Here is an 18,167-nt window from a genome sequence, read left to right as displayed (position 1 = left end):
AACATAAAAAAATCATATATTACTTTTCAGTATATTTTAAACAATTTTAAAATTAATATCAGATTTCAACAGTCCCATAATGCTAATAGATATATTAGTAGTTTTGCTTGTTTTTGCATACAGATTAACCTTTTTTATTATATACCTGATATAGTGTGTTAGAGTCTTCTAAGATTCTATAACTGATAATTTTATTATTCTTTATTTCATAAATAGACATAGTATAAGTTTCAAAAATTTGTTTATTATGAGAAAATACCAACTCTATTTTGCCATATTCATAAACAAGATTTAGATTTTCACTAGCTGTTAAATCGATAGTAGTTTTGCTAAATGTGTCAACTTCGCCCTTAGTATTTTTAAAGTGCTCAATAATTGCTTCTTTACCAAAGTGAGAACCGCTCCAAGAGCCATTAATGCTATCAGTATGCCACTCTGCATTGTCATCTATGAGCTCTAAAGCTGCGTCTAAGTTACCACTTCTTTGTAGATTTAAAAATTCTTTAATAGTTTTGATATTTGATTTATTCATTTTAAACTCTAGTTTTGTTTTATTTCTGAGTAAGTTTAAATTACATTTATATATAAATAAATTGAATATTTTTTATTAAAATGTTAACTTATGGTTAACATTTTAGATGTTGAGGCTTGATGATTTTATACAGTTTTTATCAGTTTAAAGCCCTTAAATTCAATTATTGAAAGTAATAGAATTAAAGAGCCTTAGATAATTTCTTCTTTTTCCACCATCTCAATAGCTAAGTGGTTACAAGAAATATCAAGACTAAGTTTAGAAGTAAGTTACAAAATTGGCACTTTAGATTACTGTTACGTACTTTTAGAGTCCTATTTATACTTGGTAATATAAACTATAAACCAAAATAGAGGTAGGCCAGCTAAGATAATATAAGATATTATTAGTCCATTGTAGCCATATTGAGTTAAATAAGCTCCAAGACTACTAAATATAAATGCCGCAAGATTTTGTAGTAATCCCATAAAAGAAGCTGCTGTACCTCTTCTATGCGGATGTAGAGATAAAGCCTGGCTAATTATATTAGGCATACCGATTCCAGAGCCTATTGTGAAAATAAAGAAAGGTATTGCTAGTAACCATCCAGAAAGAGGTATATCAATAAATTTAGCTATTAAAACCACAATTGCAGCTATGACAAATAAGCTAACAGGGAGCATAAACATTTTTTTAAATTTAGCTCCACCTTTTAACAATCTCTTAGAGATTATTCCACCTAATATAAAAGCTATAGATATTGGAATAAAGAATAAACTAAATTCTTTTGTAGCAAAATGAAGCTTTGTTAATAAAAATGGAACTTGAGATAGATATACATATACAGAGATATACATAGAAGCACTTGTTAAAGCCAAAACCATAAATTTAGAGTCTTTAAGAAGGCTCTTATATTGATGGAATATAGCTATAATAATATGTTGTTGCTCAACTTTATGCTGTTTTTTATGAATACTCTCTGGCGGGTTCGGTAGTCTTACAGTTATCAAAAATAGTATAGCTGCTATTATAATTAGGACAATAAAAATTCCATACCATGCTGAGAATGTTAAAATTATTCCACCAAATATTGGTGCTAAAGCAGGCATTGAACCAATAAGTATAAAGCCAGTATTGATGATTTGTGTCGCTTGCTTCTCAAAATAGCTAAATGCTAGAACTTGCCATAAACATAATGCACTAGCAGCACTTAATCCTTGGATTAGACGGGCTATAAGGAAAGTTGAGATATTTGGTGAAAAAATAGCTATAAGGTTAGCAATAATGTATAGAGCAAGACCAAACGCTAAAACTTTTGAAGTCTTAATATGGTCTGAGAGAGTTCCATATACTGGAATACCAATAGCAAGCCCTAGCATATAAAAACTAACGGTTAGCCCCATACTTGCTTTTGTTGTTGCAAAGGCATGCTGTAACACAGGCATAGCAGGTAAATAGACATTAGCTGTTAGAATTGATAAAAAAGCGAGTGTATAAGTGAGAACTCTAATATTTTTACTCATGAAACTATTTTCCTGAAGCTTGTTTATGGTAAGTTTGGTATAGGTTGTTTGAATCTTCTAAAACTCTATAAGAAACTATTTTCTGATCTTTTACTTCATATATTGAGATTAGGTGTGTTTCAAAGAATTCTTTATTATGCTGAAAAGTACACTCTAGATAAGCATACTCATATACAAAATTAGTTTCTTCACTTGCAACTAAGTCGATAGGAGTTTTTTTAAATTCAGAAACAGAAGCTTTAATATTTGTAAAGTGTTTAATAATAGCTTCTTTACCGTGATGACTACCACTCCAAGGACCTTCAATACTATCACTATGCCAAGCAGCATTGTCATCTATTAGTGCTACTGCTTTTTCAGGTTGTCCAGTTTTTTGAAAGTTTAAGAAGTTTTTGATTATTTCAAGGTTAGTTTTAGTCATTTTATGAATCCACTTAAGTTTATTATTAGAGGGTAATCATAAACAATATTTTTTAGTACGTAAATTGAATAATTTTTATTGATATGTTAACTTATGGTTAATGTGTGGTGGAGAAAATTTTATATGTCGTATACGTTACATCAGCTTAGAGTTTTCATTTCGATTGTTGAGAATAAAAGTGTTAGAAAAGCTGCCGAGAATCTTTTTCTTACTCCTCCTGCTGTAACTAAACAGCTACAAAACCTAGAAGATATTATTGAGATTGAGCTTTTTGAAAGGAAAAATAATAGTCTTAGGCTGAATAGAAAGGGAAAGTGTTTTTACGATCTTATAAAATCAATAGTAGATAGAGTTGATGAAGTTAATAAACTAGAACTGCCTTTGTTAAGAAGTAAAAAATCAAATATCAAAATAGGAATGTCACCAATCTTTGAGCAGAGTGTATTTGATGGTATTAATAAGTGTATAGATCAAGGATTTTCATTTGAGTATGATTTGAAGGTTTATGAGAAACCTCGTTTGATAGAGATGTTAGAGAGTTATAGTATTGATGTTATATTGGCTGTAATTAGTGATGATGAGGTCCAAGATCTTAAAAATAAAGGTTTTAATGTCAGGTTATATCATAGAATTGATTTTGATATGTACGCTTCTAAAAAGCTTCTAAAGCGCTATGGAAACTTAGATACTGTCTTTAGAGAGTCTGCTTTGATTTTAGAGAGTAAACAGCGAAATAAATTTGGTTTATCAAACATAATAAGTTTTGATTGTTGCTTAAGTGTCTATAATGCTATTCTTCAAGGTGTTGGTTATGGTTTCTTACCAACTTTTCCATTAAAACCAGGTGAAAATGAAGATTTAGTCTGTATAGATAAAGGTGTGTCTTTAGGTAGTAGTTATAGTTATTTTGTTTATCGTACGAAAGAGCAGGATAAACTTAATATTATTAACGAACTTTTTAACTGATATCTCAGAGCAAAAAGTAGTAAGGTTCCTTTTGCTATGGTATTATGGTATCATCTTTTGTCTAAAATAGTAGACCAAAACTACTTCTTAAATTTATAGGGTCAAATATGAATTTCGAGCTTGCTAGAGAAAATATGGTTAAACAGCAAGTCCTTACAGAAGGACTTTCTTTGGATGGTGTTGCTAAAGTTATGGCGGATGTTCCTAGAGAAATCTTTTTGCCGAATCATTTACAAGGTTTAGCATACTGTGATACTGCGTTAACGATTGAAGATAGGTTATTAAGAAGTCCAATGCTTACTGCAAGGCTTATTGAGGCCTTAGATATTAAAGCTGGTGATAATGTCTTAAAACTTGGTCTTGAGTGTGGTTATCCAGCGGCGCTTTTAGCAAAGCTAGCTAAAAATGTTGAATTAATAGATTATGATGAGCAAAGACTTAGTCAGGTGAGACGACAACTTGCAAATATAGGAATCTATAATATTGAATTTAATAGTGCTGAATACCTTACTAATATCAAAAAAAATGAAAAGAAATACAATTGTATATATATATCAAATATCGTTGAAGAAGATGATATTGATAACAGCCTACTTGAACTTTTAGAGGTTGGTGGCAGAATTGTTTTTGTTATTCGAAATAATGTATGTGATAAAGCATATATAATAAAAAAAGTAGCTAATGAGAAGTTTGAGAAAAGCTTTCTCTTTGATACATATAATAAGTAAAGAACAATTATGAAAAAGCTTAGTATATATCTTGTAAGTTTTTTTAGTTTTTGCTTTGCATTGGCTAATGAAGATACGCCAGTTCCTAAATATAATGATGTCGGCAGACCAGTAGGAACTGATATAGCGTCAAATCCTTACAGTGTGAAGAAACAGTATATTAAAGCGGATGAAATAAAGAAAGGTAATCAGTTTTATGATCTAAAAAAAGCTGCTAAAGTTGCTATGGTTGGTCAAACTAAAGACAAGTTTTATAGTTTGATTGATATATATGAGTTAGCTGCTAAGCATAATGCTGAGTATCAAGCAGCAAGATCAACTTTTGCTGCAAATGTTGAGACTGTTCCTGCTGCTTTAGGTGCTTTATTACCACAAGTTGATTTTCAATATAATTTAAGAAGAGATTTGTATAATCAGTTTGGTGGGCAAGTCGATGATACTTCAAATCTTTTTAATTTCCAGGGATCTCAGGTGCTTTTTGACTGGAGTAAATGGAAAACCTATACTCAAGCAACCTATTTGCAAAAGTCTTATGCAATGATCTATGCTAAGGCCGAACAGACTTTGATTGTAAATACAGTTCAGGCATATTTTGAACTATTAAGAGCTGAGCAGGCGCTGCAGTTCCAGTTTGCCAACGAAGCTTGGAACAAAAAGTTATATCTAACACAAAAGTACCAGTATAACTCAGGAATGGTTTCTTATGCCGATTTTAAAACTACAGATGCACAATATCGTCAAGCAATTGCCGATAGAGTTAGTGCACAAAGAAGCCTTATTAATGCAAAAGCTGTGATGGCAAAACTTATTGGTAAGCGTATAAGCTCTATCCTTTATATTTCAAAAGACACTGAATTTGGAAATCCTATTCCAGATGATATTGATTATTGGCTAAATACCTCTGAGAAGTACAACCTTGATATTGCACAGAAAAAGTTTGAGTACCAAGCAGCTACTGAGGGTGTTGGTATAGAATGGGGTACTTTCTTTCCACAAGTTAACTTAACCGGTGGTATACAGATGCAGAGGAATAATCTTTCTGGAGATCCTGCACAAGTTGATTTAATACCTGCAAAGTTTGATGTTGCAAGTGTGGGAGGTAGTGTTAATTGGAATCTTCTTAGAGGTGGGTCTGATTATGCAAGACTTAAAAAAGCAAGCTATGATAATCAAGCTGCGGACTATGCTTTACTTCAAACAAAAAGGGAAGTTTATGCAGGCACAGTTCAAGCTTATCAAACAGTTGTTTTAGATGCAGTTAAGATAAAAGCATATAGAGAGTCTGTATACTCTGGTATTGCATCAGTGAAAGCTATATTAGAGGGCTTTGAAGCAGGGACTCAGACAATTGTTGACTTACTTAACCGTCAGGCTATTCTTGTCCAAGCTCAGCTTTCTTTTGCAGACTCAATATTTAATTATGTTGAGGATTATGTTGCTCTTAAACAATTCCAAGGTGGTCTTACATATAAGGATGTTGCCTATATTAATGCTATATTAGGTAAGACAGATATAATATCTGAGATAGCAACAGAATAGGTTTATTATTATGTCCAAAGTCTCAGTTTTTATTTTAGACTTTGAAAAATATCAAGTAGAGCAAGTTATATCATGGTTAGGTGATAGAGTCGAACGATCAAAACTTACTAGCGATCAAAAAATATTTTCACAATTTATTAGATACTTTGTTTTATCTGAAAAATTCTCCATATTAGAGCCGTTATTTGCATCAGAAAATGGTAAACCTTATCTATGTAATAGTGATATACACTTTAATATCAGCCATACAGCTAATAAGGTAGTAATAGCTGTTGCATACCAACAAATAGGTATTGATATCGAAGAAATATCTCAAAAACGCAAAGTTTTAAAAATAGCAAAAAGATACTTTAAGCATAACGAGTTTCTGGCCTTAGAGCAAAATAAAGATTTATATAAAGATTTTTATACGCTATGGAGTTTAAAAGAGTCTCAAGTTAAGAGAAACTCTCTAGGAATTGCAAAAGGTTTAGATAATGCTATATTTAAAAAGACTAATAGTAGCGATTGGGTTAGTGAAGATTATCCTAATGATTTTATAACATTTTATTATAATGAGTTAGTAATATCAGTTTGCTGTGATAATATCAAGAATGAGATTTTTAGTTTATCTGAAATTGTTGATTTTAAGTTTAGAGAAATAAAAAAATAGAGGGGCGGTTATGGCGTTACATGGTAAAAAGAATATTGTAGATGATTTTGATTTTTTTGAGGAGTCATTGCCAAAAATTAGAATACCTGTAGGGTCACAAGATCCATTACAAACATATCAAGAGATAAAAGATGAGTTAATGTTGGATGGGAACTCAAAGCAAAATCTGGCTACTTTTTGTCAAACTCAAGTTGATGATTTCTCACATAAACTTATGGATGACTGCCTTGATAAGAATATGATTGATAAAGATGAGTATCCACAGACTGCAGAAATAGAGTCTAGGTGTGTAAATATTTTAGCAAACCTATGGAATGCTTCAGCAGAGGATACAGTTGGTTGCTCAACCACGGGCTCATCCGAAGCAGCAATGCTTGGTGGCATGGCAATGAAATGGCGTTGGCGCGATAAGATGAAAGCACAAGGTAAAGACTGCTCAAAGCCAAACCTTGTTACAGGACCTGTTCAAGTTTGTTGGCATAAATTTGCAAAATATTGGGATATTGAGCTTAGAGAAATACCAATGTCTAAAGACAATCTAATAATGACTCCAGAAGCAGTTATAGAAAGATGTGATGAAAATACAATAGGGGTAGTTCCTACATTAGGTGTTACATTTACAGGGCAATATGAGCCTGTTGAAGAAGTTTGTAAGGCTTTAGATAAGTTTGAGCAAGAAACTGGAATCGATATTCCTGTTCACGTAGATGGCGCTTCTGGAGGCTTCCTTGCGCCATTTATAGATCCTGAGCTTAAATGGGATTTTAGGCTACCTAGAGTCAAATCAATTAATGCATCAGGACATAAGTTTGGCCTATCACCATTAGGCGTTGGTTGGGTCATTTGGTCTGATAAAAAGTATTTACCTGATGATTTAGTTTTTAATGTGAACTATCTAGGTGGTAATATGCCTACTTTTGCATTGAACTTCTCTCGACCAGGTGGACAAATTGTTGCTCAATATTACAACTTTGTTAGATTGGGATTTGAAGGATATAGAAAGGTACATCAAGTTAGCTATGATGTTACAAAATATATTGCTAGTCAGCTTGATGATATGGGTATCTTTGACATTATCCATAGTGGCCAAGGAGGTATTCCTGCTGTGAGCTGGTCTCTTAAAGTGGGTAAGAATTATACTTTATTTGATATCTCTGAAAAAATTCGAGCAAAAGGTTGGCAAATAGCGGCCTACTCAATGCCTAAAGATAGAGAAGATCTTGTTGTTATGAGAGTTTTAGTTAGAAGAGGATTTACCTTTGATTTAGCTCAGCTTATGCTTCGAGATTTAAAAGTTGCGATTGATTCACTTGAAGGTAAAAACATAACTAGTGGAGCTAGCTTTTCACATTAGTTCTAAAAAGAGAAGGATCTAGTAGGGAGTCACAATTGAACACTATGAATATGAGCTTTTTAGCTCGGGTAGTCCATACTGTTGGATTTGAGGTTTTTGGAGTGGTTATTTTTACTCCAGTTGCGGTATATGTCTTAAATGAAAGTGTTTTTGATATTGGGTTTTTGGCTATAGTTATATCCTTGATAGCAATGGTCTGGAACCTTATTTATAATTATATTTTTGATTTTATAGAGAGTCGCTTTGGAGGACATAGATCAAAAAGAAATTTACTTATGCGAATAACTCACGCGATTTCATTTGAACTTGGATTGCTAGTAGTAACTTTGCCAATAGTAGCTTATTGGCTACATATGAGCATATGGAAAGCATTGCTTACAGATCTTAGTTTTGTTGTTTTTTATCTGATATATGCTTTTGTTTATAATTATATATTTGACAAAATATATTTTGGAATAGTTGTTTCTAATAAGAATCGTAGAAGTTAATTTAATTAAATTAGTTACCACAGAGTCGGTTAAATATTGTTATAATATTTTTGTTTGATAATTAAACTTTTTGGTGAATTATGTGTGGAGTAATTGGGGTTGCTGGACCAAATCAGGTTAGCTATGCATTGTTTTATGGTCTAAGTCTTTTACAACATAGGGGTCAAGATGCCGCAGGTATCGCAACTATGGATCAAGGACACTTTTTTATACGTAAGAATACAGGTTTAGTTAGTGATGTTTTTACGGATGAGAAACTTGAAAAGTCAAAAGGTAATATAGGTATTGGCCATGTAAGATATCCTACAGCTGGTAGCCTTGGTGCAGCTGATAGTCAACCTTTTTATGTTAACAACCCTCATGGAATTGTGTTTGCACATAATGGGAACCTAACGAATGTACCTGAATTAGCAAAGATGCTGCATGATATTGAAAGACGCCATTTAAACACAAGTTCAGACTCTGAACTTTTGCTTAACTTTTTTGCTTGTGGAATGAATAAGTCAAAGGGAGGAGCAACTATTCAAGCTGTGTATAAAGCAAGTGAGTTTGTATTTAAACATGCTAAGGGTGGTTATGCCTGTACAGCGATGATAGCTAACTTTGGTTTAGTAGCATTTAGAGACCCTTACGGTATCCGCCCATTAGTGCTTGGTGTCAAAGATTATGATAACGGTGAAAAGGCATATATGGTTGCTAGTGAAAGTGTTTCCCTTGATATTTCTGGGTTTAAGGTGTTACGAGATGTGGAGCCTGGTGAAGTAATTATTATTACAGAAGATATGAAGGTTCATTCAAAAATATGTGCTAAGAAACCTATTTTGGCGCCATGTCTGTTTGAGTATGTATATTTTGCTCGCCCGGATAGTATTATGAATGGAGTTAGTGTTTATCAAGCAAGAGTAGATGCTGGTAAAGCACTAAGTAGAAGAATTATAGAAGCTTGGAAAGACAAAGATATTGATATTGTGATACCTGTTCCTGAAACAGGTAGAGCATCAGCACAAGAAATAGCGACAGCTTTAAGAGTCGAGTATAGAGAAGGATTTGTAAAAAATAGATATATAGGTAGAACATTCATAATGCCTGAGAATGTTGATAGAAAGAATTTTGTTAGAAGAAAGCTAAATCCAATTCCTGCAGAGTTTAAAGATAAAAATGTATTATTAGTAGATGACTCAATTGTACGAGGTACAACGTCTAAGCGCATTATCGAGATGATCAGAGATCTAGGTGCTAAATCAGTATACCTAGCATCTGTATCGCCAGCTGTATGTTATCCAAATGTTTATGGTATAGATATGCCGGTTAAATCTGATCTTATTGCTCATGGTAAATCTTTAGAAGAGATCCGCCAATGGATTGGTGTTGATGGACTTATATATCTACCATTAGCCGATCTTAAAGAGATTGTTCAAAAGCAAAACCCTGATATAACTAAGTTTGAGGATAGTGTTTTCTCTGGTAATTATATTACAGGTGATGTTGATGACGCTTATTTAGATGAGCTTGAAAGACACAGAAAAGAATTAAAAGAGTTAGAAAAGAAATACAAAGGATTTGATAGCTAATGATTAAGATTTTTAAAGGTTTAAGTGCATTATCTCCATTTAGAAGGAAAAAGGTTTTAGCAGATGCTAAAAAAATATCTAATAAGGTCGAGTCTATTTCTGCTGAATATATTCATGTAGTCGAAAGCTCTCAAGATCTTAGTGGCAAGCAGGTAGAGATTATAAGCTCATTGCTTAATTATAATAGAGAATATGGTTCAGTTAAGCCACAGGGACATACTTTTATTACAGCTCCAAGAATTGGCACAATTTCGCCATGGTCATCAAAAGCTACGGATATTATCAAAAATACTGGTATTGATGCAGTTAAAAGAGTTGAGAGAGCAGTTCTTTTTGGTGTCGAGGGAAATATTTCCGAGACTGAATTAAAAGAGATAGAAGACCTTGTCCATGATCGTATGGTTGAAGAGGTTTTTGTTTGTGAAAAAGATCTTCAGCGTTTATTTGATGTTACAGCTCCTAAAGAGTTAGAGTTTGTCAATGTTTTAGGAAATGGTGCCGAAGCTATCAAAGATGCGGATAAAAAGCTTGGTTTAGCTCTAAGTGAGCAAGAGATTGATTATTTAGCTGATGAATATACAAAGCTTGGTAGAAACCCTACAGATACTGAGCTATATATGTTTGCTCAAGCGAACTCTGAGCATTGTAGACATAAGATTTTTAATGCAAAGTGGACTATTGATAATCAAGAACAAGATAAATCATTGTTTAAAATGATCCGTAATACCACTGAGAAATCGCCAAAAGGTGTACTTTCAGCTTATAAAGATAATGCTGCTGTGATAGAGGGTACAACGGCTCAGAGGTTTTATTCAAATACACAAACTGGTATTTATAGCTTCAATCAAGAAGAAGTTGATATTTTAATGAAGGTTGAGACTCATAACCATCCTACAGCTATTGCACCATTTAGCGGTTCAGCAACTGGTATTGGTGGTGAGATTCGTGATGAGGGTGCAACAGGTCTTGGAGCTAAGCCAAAGGCTGGTTTAACTGGTTTTACAGTTTCAAATCTTAACATACCAGGTTTTGAACAAGCTTGGGAATGTAATAAGTATGGTAAGCCTTATCATATCGTAACACCGCTACAAATCATGTTAGAGGCTCCAATAGGTGGAGCTCATTATTCAAACGAGTTTGGTCGCCCTAATATAAATGGTTATTTCCGTACTTTTGAGCAAGAAGTCAATACATCTACAGGTAAAGAGATGTTTGGTTATCACAAACCAATTATGATTGCTGGAGGTATGGGTAATATCAAGAGAATGCATGTTGAGAAAGGTGATATCAATGTTGGTGCTAAACTAATTTGTCTTGGTGGACCTGCAATGCGAATAGGTCTAGGTGGTGGTGCTGCGTCATCTGTAGTATCTTCTGATACTAACTCAGAGCTAGATTTTGCTTCTGTACAGCGTGATAATGCTGAGATGGAGCGTCGTTGCCAAGAAGTGATAGATAGATGCTGGCAAATGGGTGAGCATAACCCTATCACATTTATCCATGATGTTGGTGCCGGAGGTATTTCAAATGCGTTTCCTGAACTTGTTAAAGATGGTAATGTTGGTGGTCATTTTGAGCTTAGAAAAGTAAATGTTGGCGAAGAGGGGCTTTCTCCGCTAGAAATATGGTCAAATGAGTCGCAAGAAAGATATGTACTATCTGTAGATTCTGAATCACTAGAGCTTTTTGGACAGCTGTGTAATAGAGAAAGATGTCCATTTGCAGTTATCGGTGAGGCAATCTCTGAAAAGCATATTACGCTAAATGATGAATATTTCGATAATAAGCCTGTTGATTTACCAATGGGGTTATTATTTGGTAATACACCACAAATGCATATTGATGTGAAAACTGTCAAAGTTGAGCAAGAAGCTTTTGATACAAGTGCTATTAAACTTGATGATGCGATTGAAAGAGTACTAAAAGTACCAGCTGTAGCTTCTAAATCTTTCTTAATTACAATTGGTGATAGAAGTATTACAGGCATGGTTGCACGTGATCAGATGGTTGGCCCATGGCAAGTTCCTGTTGCTGACTGTGCTGTGACAACTGCTACAGTGGATAGCCAAGCAGGTGAAGCTATGGCTATGGGTGAGAGAACACCTGTTGCAACTATAAATGCAGCTGCCTCTGGTAGATTAGCAATTGCTGAGACTGTAACAAATTTATTAGCTTCTGATATTGAGAAACTAAGTGATATTCGCCTATCTGCAAACTGGATGGTTGCTGCAAATCAAGGTGATGAAAACCAAAAGCTATATGAAGCTGTAAAAGCAGTTGGTATGGAGTTTGCACCAGAGTTAGGTATTGCAATCCCAGTTGGTAAAGATTCAATGTCAATGAAGACTAAGTGGTCAGATAATGGTCAAGCTAAATCAGTAACATCACCTTTATCATTAGTAATTTCAGGTTTCTCGCCTGTGATAAATGCGCGTAAGACTCTTACACCAGTTATAGTTGATGATAATGCTACAACTTTATTGCACATTGATCTATCAAATGGTGCTGGTAGACTTGGAGCTTCATGTTTAGCACAAGCTTATAACCAGGTTGGTAATGTTGCACCGGATGTTGAAGCAAGTAAGTTGAAAGTGCTATTTGAAAATATCACTAAACTAAAAGCTGAAAATAAAATCTTAGCATATCATGATGTGTCTGATGGTGGTGTATTTGCAACTCTAGCTGAGATGGCTTTTGCAGGGCGTAAAGGTTTAGACATTAAATTACAAACTCAAGATATATTGGCAAAACTTTTTGCTGAGGAAGTTGGAGCTGTTATCCAAGTTAAAAATAGTGATGTAGCATTAGTTGAAGAGATGTTCAGAGATACTCAAATTCACCTGTGTGCAATAGCTAAGTTAAGCTCTAGTGATGAGCTAAATATATTTGCAAATGGCGAGAAAGTATACTCAAATACACGTGTAAACTTACAAAGATGGTGGGCTGAGACTTCTTATCAAATTCAATCAATCCGTGATAATAGTGAGTGTGCTCAACAAGAGTTTGATAGTATTTTAAATATTAGTGATAAGGGTATCCATGTTGAGGCGACATTCGATCTTGAAGAGGATATTACAGCTAAGTTTGTCAATGTTGAGAAGCCAAAAGTTGCAATCCTAAGAGAGCAGGGTGTTAATGGCCAAGTTGAGATGGCAGCAGCATTTACTACAGCCGGTTTTGAGGCTCATGATGTCCACATGTCAGATTTACATGCTGGGCGTGTAACTTTGGCAGATTTCAAAGTATTAGTGGCTTGTGGTGGTTTCTCGTATGGTGATGTTCTAGGTGCTGGTGGTGGCTGGGCAAAGAATATCCTCTTTACAGAGAAGTTAAGAGATGAGTTTAGCAAATTCTTTGGTCGAGATGATACTCTAGCACTAGGTGTGTGTAATGGTTGTCAAATGCTTGCACAGCTTAAATCGCTAATCAAAGGTGCTGAAAATTGGCCGATATTTATTAAAAATAAATCAGAGCAATTTGAGGCTAGAGCTTCTATGGTTGAGATTCAAGAGTCTGACTCTATTTGGTTTGCTGATATGGCAGGAACAAAAGCGCCAATTGCGGTAGCTCATGGTGAAGGTCGTCCATTATTTGAAAATGATAGTCAGCAACAAGCTATGCTAACAGGCTCTCAAGTAGCTCTTAAATATATTGATGGGCAAGGTCAAACAACTGAGATGTATCCATATAATCCAAATGGCGCAGTAGATGGTCTAACAGCTGTCACAGCTCTAGATGGTCGTGTCCTTGCAATGATGCCACATCCAGAGCGTGTCTATAGAGCGATTACAAACTCGAATATCCCAGCAGAGTATGACGAATATTCTGTATGGATGAGAATGTTTAGAAATGCTAGGAAGTGGGTTGGGTAAACTACTCTGTCAGTCTGCGACTGCCATCCCTTCATAAATGAAGGGGAATTACTGTAAGTTAAAATTGAGTTTACTATTTAATCTATTCATTTATATTGTGATAAAATACTAATGGAGTATTTGAAAACATAGTTTTTGAGCTGCTCATTTTTACTGAAAATATTGAAGTTAACCCTGAAGAGGGTGCTGTCGAAAATGTAACGGTGAAGATTATTGATTTAATAACTATAGTCGTTCCCATGAAGATAAGGATCTCTTAAATAGTTAAGAGATCCTCGCGTCAAGCACGAGGATGACCGCGTTTCTTGACATAAAAACCCTCTTCACTAACAGCGAAGGGGAGTTCTTATGATTAGAATCAAAAATGATAACCTATTAGTAGAGATTAGTGAATTAGGGGCAGAAGTCAGAGCTGTCGTAAATGTTGAAACAGATCATCAATATATGTGGTCTGGAGATGGCCGTGTTTGGGCAGGTGTCTCACCTGTACTATTTCCAGTGGTTGGTAAATCAATAGATAATAAGATCAAATATCAAGGCAAAGAATATCCCATGGGTAATCATGGCCTTGCACGCCATACTGTATTTGATATTGTTTTACATGATGAAAATGCTGTTGTTTTGGCAATGCAAACCACTAAAGATAATTATCCGTTTAAGTTAAGGTTTGAGGTTACGTATACTCTAGAAGGTAATGAACTTATCACTAAGTATAATATTATAAACTTAGGTGAAGACGTTGCATCATGTGGCTTTGGAGCTCACCCAGCATTTGCTTGTCCTTTTGATACTAAGCATGAGTTTAGTGATTATGAAATAACATTCTCAGAGCAGAAATTAGATTTTCATACCATTACATCTGAGGCTTTTTATACTGGAGAAATCAAACACTTCAAACTATCAAAAGTTGAGTTAGATAATCATACATTTGATAATGATGCATTAGTATATAGTGAATTTTCAGACAAGAAAGTCAGATTATCTGAAAAAGGTTCAGATAGATATATCGAAGTATCATTTGATGGTTTTGAATACCTTGGACTATGGTCGAAGCCAAAAGCTAATGCTCCATATATATGTATCGAGCCATGGTGTGGTAGAAGTGATACATTAGGCATGGATCTTGATATTGAGTATCGTATAGGTAATGTTGATATTGAACCTCAGCAAAACTTTTCTCGATCATATACAATAGAGTTCGGATATTAAGTTTTAAAGTGAAACAAAATTTTAAAAGGAGGAGTAGTGTTAGCTAATACTATAGGAATTAGCGGTGATTTACTTGTAATAATAGCTTTTTTCTTATTGCAAATAAATCGCGTTAAATCTAATGATTTAAGCTATTTGTTATTAAACATATTAGGGTCCTGTGGGGTCTTGTTTTCATTAGTTTATCATTGGAATTCACCAGCTTTTATAATAGAGGGGGCTTGGGTTGCGATTAGTGCTTATGGGATATATAACTACTTTAGAGACAAGAATATTAAATCTTCAACTTAGCTATCTTTATGAGTAATATTTTGAAGAGTTTCTATATAGCGAGCGTTTAAGGCAAAGTTGTTATACTCAGGGTTTTTAACAGGGATTAGAGAGTAGATAGACATTTCTTTTTTTACAGCGCCTATATTTTTACAATCTATCTCATTTGTGAGGATTTTGATCTTTTTATCATTAAGAGGAGTTATAGTTTCAGATATGATATTTAGACAGCCTTCATATTTATGATTATTAACTTTGATACTAGGAACTTCTTTATGAACAATTAGTCTTTCTCTAACATAACCAAACTTTTCTGGGTGTTGCATATTTACTTCACGGTTAAGTAGTAACTTCTCAGGAAGTAAGATACTACTATCTTTATAGAAATTATCGGTTACGCGAACAGTACCTTTAAAGAAAAAAGAACCTTTATCAATTGTATAATGCATATTATATTTATTGATTATCTTGCCTGAAGAGTTAAAAATTTTGGTAGTGTATGAGCATTTTGATTTATCTGCATTGCAGCTATCTACTGTTATATCGAAGAAAATACTCTTTTTGGTATCTAGATCAGTCCGCTTATAGTGATATGTTGTACCAATATTTCTGGAAATATAGTTACTTCCTTTGAAAATTGGCCCATTATATGTTGAGCAACTTATTAGCAGAAAAGTCATCATAATTAATGCTAATAAGTTTTTCATTATCTTTTTGAGTTAAGGTTTTTTTACTGATGATAATAGGCTTTTGTAAACTGTAGGTTTTTCTGAGCCATGAGTTTCCTTGAAAATTTCTTTTACTAAGCCGACCCCTTTACAATAAACTTCTTGGCTTTGTGTGTTTATTGTTTGATTCTCCAGTTTTATGTTTGATTTAGCTTCAAGCTCGATACAGTTTTTATATTTATTATTATTTACAGTGATTTCTGGGATTTGTTTAGTAAACTCATAGGAATTTGTATATTTACCGTTTGCATTTGAAGAGTTTTCTTTTCTTACCTTATTAAACTCAATGTTCGCTGGTAGTAATAAAGTTTCTTTGTCCAAGTTAGGATACTTGATGTACACGGCACCATTTTTTATATCGTATGCATATTTAGATTCTGAGCCATCTATTTGGTCTTTAACATGATCCTTTATTCTACTAACATAGTTACATTGTGTACGTTCATCATTACAATTTTTTATTTTAGTTCGGATTGAGAAGTTATCATTGTCATTTGCCTCAACTCTTTGATAGATATAAGTTGTCCCTGGTTGAGTTGAAATATAGTCACTTCCTTTTAAGTTAGAGCTATAACCAAGTGTTACAATACCAATAAGAGCTGTAGAAATAAGTATATGCTTTTTCATATAAGTTGCTTCCTAATTTATCTACGTTTGACTTTATCATATTTATTATAAAATCGGTATTTATAACTAAATAATTGATCAGAAATATTCACTTAATAAGTTAAATTTATAAGAAAAATTGAGTTGCATTGGATAATCTAAACAAGCTTTTGAGAATATGATAAATAGGTTGACAATAAGGCTCTATTTGAGAGAATTAAAGGTATATAGATAGTTTATCAAGATTTTAGTTGTATGCTGGTGCTTTAGTCATTTTGCCTAGAGTATTCATGTATGTGATTGCTTATGATTTATCAAATAGGGATAGTGAAATGATAAAAAGGTATGATGTAGCGGAAATTTCAAAAATATGGGCAGATGAAAATAAATATCGTAAGATGCTTGAAGTTGAGCTAGCTATTTTAGAAGCTTTGGAAGATAAGATGGTTCCAAAAGGAACAGCAGCAGAGATTCGCTCTAAAGCAGAGATCAAACCAGATAGAGTTGATGAAATAGAAAAAGTAACAAAGCACGATATCATTGCTTTTTGTACTTCAATAGCAGAGCAGTTTACTGCTGAGACTGGCAAGTTTTTCCATTTTGGTGTGACATCATCAGATATTATTGATTCAGCTTTGAGTTTACAAGTTCGCGAGTCTTTAGAGTTTGTAGTTAAAGATCTAGAAGCTTTATGTGATTCATTGTTAATAAAAGCTCAAGAAACAAAAGAAATCATCACTATGGGAAGAAGTCATGGTATGTTTGCTGAGCCAATGAGCTTTGGTCAGAAGTTTTTGGGAGCATATGTTGAGTTTAAACGTAGACTAAAAGATCTTAAAGAGTTCCAAAAGGATGGACTAACTGTACAGTTCTCAGGTGCAGTTGGTAATTATTGTATCCTAACAACAGAAGATGAGAAAAAAGCAGCTGATATTTTAGGATTACCTGTAGAAGAGGTTTCTACTCAGGTTATTCCAAGAGATAGAATAGCTAAGCTAATCTCAATCCATGGACTTATAGCTTCAGCTATTGAGAGATTAGCTGTTGAGATTAGACACTTACATAGAAGTGATGTTTTTGAAGTGTATGAAGGCTTTTCTAAGGGTCAGAAAGGTTCTTCAACTATGCCACATAAGAAAAACCCAATTTCGACTGAAAACTTAACAGGAATGGCTAGAATGCTTAGGTCACATGTATCTATAGCTCTAGAGAATTGTATCTTGTGGCATGAAAGAGATATTTCTCACTCATCAGCTGAGCGTTTTTATCTTCCAGATAACTTCGGTATAATGGTTTATGCATTACGTAGAATGAAAAATACAATTGATAATCTTGTAGTTCAGAAAGATATTATCGAAGATAGAGTTAGAAGTACTAGTGCTTATTTATCAAGCTTTTATTTGCATTTCTTAGTGGCAAATACTCCATTTATGCGCGAAGATTGTTATAAGATCGTTCAACAAGTAGCTTTTGATCTTAAGTCAGGAGAGTCTTTCTCTCAGAACTTACAAAAAGTTATGCAAGATGAACATAATATTGTTCTTGATATTCCTGAGATGGATTTTGAAGGGATCAAAAAAACTTATTTAAAAGAAATAGATAATGTTTTTGAGAGAAGTGTCCGATAAGTAAATTATTCTAATAATAAAAAATATTAAAGTTGTGCTAGTTTAAAATTATTGCCTATTAAGATATGAGAGTGATAAGATTTTCATATTTAGATTCATTA

At 33.7% G+C, this 18,167-nt stretch carries 16 protein-coding genes; 11 read left to right on the top strand and 5 right to left on the bottom strand.

The window, feature by feature from the left end:
• Window positions 1-124: 124 nt before the first annotated feature.
• The 3 genes from AB8E56_RS02180 to AB8E56_RS02170 form a co-directional block, all read right to left on the bottom strand.
• A complete protein-coding gene (locus AB8E56_RS02180) occupies window positions 125-532 on the bottom strand; it encodes a nuclear transport factor 2 family protein (RefSeq protein ID WP_329477500.1) in 408 nt (135 codons plus the stop codon).
• A 314-nt stretch (window positions 533-846) separates the two neighbouring features.
• On the bottom strand, window positions 847-2,034 hold the full coding sequence (locus tag AB8E56_RS02175; protein WP_329477498.1) for an MFS transporter: 1,188 nt from the start codon (window positions 2,032-2,034) through the stop codon (window positions 847-849).
• Window positions 2,035-2,038: 4 nt separating this feature from the next.
• On the bottom strand, window positions 2,039-2,455 hold the full coding sequence (locus tag AB8E56_RS02170) for a nuclear transport factor 2 family protein (RefSeq protein WP_329477496.1): 417 nt from the start codon (window positions 2,453-2,455) through the stop codon (window positions 2,039-2,041).
• Between the two features lie 123 nt (window positions 2,456-2,578).
• Between AB8E56_RS02170 and AB8E56_RS02165 the strand changes: the two genes are divergently transcribed.
• From AB8E56_RS02165 to AB8E56_RS02120, 10 genes are all read left to right on the top strand, one after another.
• Entirely contained in the window at window positions 2,579-3,421 is an 843-nt protein-coding gene (locus AB8E56_RS02165; RefSeq protein ID WP_329477494.1) for a LysR family transcriptional regulator, read from the top strand.
• Window positions 3,422-3,528: 107 nt separating this feature from the next.
• A complete protein-coding gene (locus AB8E56_RS02160) occupies window positions 3,529-4,149 on the top strand; it encodes a protein-L-isoaspartate O-methyltransferase (protein WP_329477492.1) in 621 nt (206 codons plus the stop codon).
• 9 nt (window positions 4,150-4,158) lie between these two features.
• The gene (locus AB8E56_RS02155) at window positions 4,159-5,688 is read left to right on the top strand and encodes a TolC family protein (protein WP_329477490.1); all 1,530 of its coding nucleotides are present in this window, start codon (window positions 4,159-4,161) and stop codon (window positions 5,686-5,688) included.
• 10 nt (window positions 5,689-5,698) lie between these two features.
• Complete coding sequence (locus AB8E56_RS02150; RefSeq protein WP_329477488.1) at window positions 5,699-6,340, top strand: 4'-phosphopantetheinyl transferase superfamily protein; 642 nt, start codon at window positions 5,699-5,701, stop codon at window positions 6,338-6,340.
• Between the two features lie 10 nt (window positions 6,341-6,350).
• Window positions 6,351-7,694 carry a glutamate decarboxylase gene (locus AB8E56_RS02145; protein WP_329477486.1) on the top strand — a complete coding sequence of 448 codons (1,344 nt, stop codon included), beginning with the start codon at window positions 6,351-6,353 and terminating at the stop codon, window positions 7,692-7,694.
• A gap of 35 nt (window positions 7,695-7,729) precedes the next feature.
• Entirely contained in the window at window positions 7,730-8,182 is a 453-nt protein-coding gene (locus AB8E56_RS02140; protein ID WP_329477484.1) for a PACE efflux transporter, read from the top strand.
• 80 nt (window positions 8,183-8,262) lie between these two features.
• Window positions 8,263-9,753, top strand: coding sequence for an amidophosphoribosyltransferase (gene purF, locus AB8E56_RS02135; RefSeq protein WP_329477482.1), 1,491 nt, complete (start codon window positions 8,263-8,265; stop codon window positions 9,751-9,753).
• Window positions 9,753-13,625 carry a phosphoribosylformylglycinamidine synthase gene (purL, locus tag AB8E56_RS02130; RefSeq protein WP_329477480.1) on the top strand — a complete coding sequence of 1,291 codons (3,873 nt, stop codon included), beginning with the start codon at window positions 9,753-9,755 and terminating at the stop codon, window positions 13,623-13,625. The genes purF and purL overlap by 1 nt, the downstream gene beginning before the upstream one ends.
• A 348-nt stretch (window positions 13,626-13,973) precedes the next feature.
• Window positions 13,974-14,834: an aldose 1-epimerase family protein gene (locus tag AB8E56_RS02125; protein WP_329477478.1), complete on the top strand. Its 861-nt coding sequence runs from the start codon at window positions 13,974-13,976 to the stop codon at window positions 14,832-14,834.
• A gap of 36 nt (window positions 14,835-14,870) precedes the next feature.
• Window positions 14,871-15,125, top strand: coding sequence for a hypothetical protein (locus AB8E56_RS02120; RefSeq protein ID WP_329477476.1), 255 nt, complete (start codon window positions 14,871-14,873; stop codon window positions 15,123-15,125).
• Here the strand turns inward: AB8E56_RS02120 and AB8E56_RS02115 are convergent.
• Together AB8E56_RS02115 and AB8E56_RS02110 are read right to left on the bottom strand one after the other, a co-directional pair.
• The gene (locus tag AB8E56_RS02115; protein ID WP_329477474.1) at window positions 15,122-15,811 is read right to left on the bottom strand and encodes a hypothetical protein; all 690 of its coding nucleotides are present in this window, start codon (window positions 15,809-15,811) and stop codon (window positions 15,122-15,124) included. The two genes, AB8E56_RS02120 and AB8E56_RS02115, sit on opposite strands and share 4 nt — an antisense overlap.
• Before the next feature lie 12 nt (window positions 15,812-15,823).
• Window positions 15,824-16,459: a hypothetical protein gene (locus AB8E56_RS02110; RefSeq protein WP_329477472.1), complete on the bottom strand. Its 636-nt coding sequence runs from the start codon at window positions 16,457-16,459 to the stop codon at window positions 15,824-15,826.
• 311 nt (window positions 16,460-16,770) lie between these two features.
• On the opposite strand from AB8E56_RS02110, the gene purB reads away from it, so the two are divergent.
• Window positions 16,771-18,066 carry an adenylosuccinate lyase gene (gene purB, locus AB8E56_RS02105; protein ID WP_329477470.1) on the top strand — a complete coding sequence of 432 codons (1,296 nt, stop codon included), beginning with the start codon at window positions 16,771-16,773 and terminating at the stop codon, window positions 18,064-18,066.
• The last annotated feature ends 101 nt before the right edge of the window (window positions 18,067-18,167 follow it).

The sequence above is a fragment of the Francisella sp. 19X1-34 genome, assembly GCF_041102755.1.
Taxonomy (GTDB): domain Bacteria; phylum Pseudomonadota; class Gammaproteobacteria; order Francisellales; family Francisellaceae; genus Francisella.
The sequence above is the reverse complement of the archived record's forward strand: the minus strand, read 5'-3'. Positions and strand labels throughout refer to the sequence as shown.